This window comes from Candidatus Methylomirabilota bacterium (assembly GCA_036005065.1).
GTDB lineage: Bacteria > Methylomirabilota > Methylomirabilia > Rokubacteriales > DASRDR01 > DASYQW01.
Window position 1 is genome coordinate 1 of record DASYQW010000031.1, and the last position, 2,133, is coordinate 2,133.

General features: G+C 71.9%; 4 protein-coding genes. 2 read left to right on the forward strand and 2 right to left on the reverse strand.

From position 1 onward, the window contains the following. Positions 1-299, forward strand: a 299-nt coding sequence (locus VGW35_01920) for a hypothetical protein (GenBank protein ID HEV8306398.1), incomplete at its 5' end; no start/stop codon positions are given. A gap of 41 nt (positions 300-340) precedes the next feature. Here VGW35_01920 and VGW35_01925 read toward each other — a convergent pair. Both VGW35_01925 and VGW35_01930 read right to left on the reverse strand, forming a co-directional pair. Then, a complete protein-coding gene (locus VGW35_01925) occupies positions 341-547 on the reverse strand; it encodes a hypothetical protein (protein ID HEV8306399.1) in 207 nt (68 codons plus the stop codon). A gap of 105 nt (positions 548-652) precedes the next feature. Then, a complete protein-coding gene (locus VGW35_01930) occupies positions 653-1,189 on the reverse strand; it encodes a hypothetical protein (protein ID HEV8306400.1) in 537 nt (178 codons plus the stop codon). Between the two features lie 190 nt (positions 1,190-1,379). Here VGW35_01930 and VGW35_01935 point away from each other — a divergent pair. Further along, a partial coding sequence (locus VGW35_01935) for a SidA/IucD/PvdA family monooxygenase (GenBank protein ID HEV8306401.1) occupies positions 1,380-2,133 on the forward strand: 754 nt, incomplete at its 3' end.

A 2,133-nucleotide genomic window follows, 5' to 3' on the forward strand; every position in this document is an offset into this window, starting at 1 on the left:
CAGCGCTGGCGCGGGCCCCGCACGCGGCGAAATGGGCCGACCGCTTCACCAACGGTGTCCGGACCTCCGCGAAGCACTTCCGCAAGCACGCGGCGCCCAGCATCGTCTGCGACGCCGTCGAGGGGATCGCGCAGGCCTGCACCCCGGGGCGCGACGAGCTGCTCCACGGCCTGCTCGTCCAGGCGATCGAGGAATGCGCGCTATGGGTCGTTCGCGACCCGGAGCGTGGCCGCACCTTCGACCCCGAGTTGTGGATGACCGCGTGCCGGCTCACCAACGGCCGGCTCACCAAGGGGTAGCCGCCGCTCAGCGGGTCAGCGCCGCCATCTGGCGGCCGGCGTCAGAAGCCCTCTTCGGGGTCCAGGCCGAAGGGTCCCTCGGCGATCGCCCAGTTGACGAACTGGTCGTCGCCCTCGCCGACGTGGTCGTTCACGAAGGCGAAGGCCAGCTCGTCGATCCGCTCGTCGGTGAAGCCCTCCGCCCCAAGGGTCGGGCGCGCCTGCTCGGCGAGCCGGCGCGCGACCCCGTCCAGGTCGTCAGAAGCCACGGCGAACCACCCGGCGTGCGGTTCGCCGTCCAACCCGCCGCCCGGTGCGACGGATTCGACGGTTCTGTCCAAGCATGGTGGGTCCTCCTCTGCTTCCTGTCGAGGTCAGATCGCGCCGCGGTCAGCGGTCGCCATCGCCTCGGCCTCCTCGGCTTGTACCAGACCAAGGGAGACCAGGTCGAGCGGGCTGATGAACTCCGACGCCAGCCGGAACCCGCTCGCCCGCGCGATCGCGTTCCGCAGCGGGATCGCCCAGCGGTGCTCGAGCAGGATCAGCGCCGCCGCGGTGTCCGTCGGGATCTCCGCGACCACGTCCCAGGCCTCTTCCTCGCTGAGCGGGCCGTCGCCCTCCTCCGCGACGCTCGCGCCCATCTCGGCGCCGGCCCGCATGCCCTCCTCGCCGCCCGCGCCGAGCCCGACCAGCGCGCCGACCGTGGCGCCCAGCTCCGCCCGCTCCTCGGAGCTCAGTTGGCTTTCCTTCAGCGCCGCCACGTTGCCCTGTGCGTCCTTGTAGACGGCCAGCGCGTCGATCACCCGCACCAGGTCGTTCTCCCGGAGCCGATCCAGTTCCGCCTGGATCTCGCCCTGGAAATCGGGCTGGTTGAAGCCCAGCACCAGTAGCTGCACAGGCCCGATCGCCATGTCGCCCCCTCCCTCGCCCGCTGAACGGGCTCGTGTGTTGACCAACAGACTGTCTCCGCGATCGAGGGAACCGTCATCACCTGATTCGGGTGATACAAGTCCGGGAACACCCCACGCACGGGCCGGTGGCTCCTTCGGGCACAATCGACCGGTGCAGTGGGATGGACGGCGCCGTGCGAGGGGATCCGAGATGCACGAGCACACCGCCGGCCGGGCGACGCTCGCCGTCCTCGGCGCCGGCCCGAAGGGGCTCGCGATCGCGGCCAAGCGCGTGGCGCTGGCCCGGATCGGCCGGGACGTGCCTGACCTCCTGGTGGTCGACCGCCGGGGCGTCGCCGCCAACTGGACGGGCGATGCCGGGTACACCGACGGCCGCCAGTTGCTCAGCACCGAACCGGAGAAGGACGTCGGCTTCCCCTACGCTCACACCTGGGGCGCGGACTCCGAACGAGTCGGCCATGAGATGGGCCGCTGGTCCTGGCAGAGCTATCTCATCCACCAGGAGGGCTTCGCGGACTGGGTCGACCGCGGGCGGCCTCGCCCCAGCCACCGCCAGTGGAGCCGGTACCTGGGCTGGGTCGCCGCGCGGGTACCCGTCGAGCCGATCCTCGCCGCAGTCGACGGCATCGACCTCGCCGACGGCCGCTGGCGCCTTTCCGCCCGCGCGCCGGCGGGCGACCGGGTCCATTTCGGCTGCGACGGCCTGGTGCTCACTGGGCCAGGGAGGCCACTCCGCCTGCCCGGCCAGCCCGACGACCATCCGCGCATCCTCGACGGCCGGACCTTCTGGACCAGCGAGGAGGCGCTGGAGCGCGGCGGCCCGGTCGAGGTGTGCGTGATCGGCAACGGCGAGACCGCCGGGTCGATCACCACCGTGCTGCTCGGCCTGCTCCCCGAGGGCTCGACCATCGAGCTCGTCTCCGACCATGGCGTGCTGTACACGC

Coding starts and splice junctions, on each gene's coding strand:
- VGW35_01930 (HEV8306400.1), bottom strand. CDS start 1,189: ATGGCGATCGGGCCTGTGCAGCTACTGGTGCTGGGCTTCAACCAGCCC.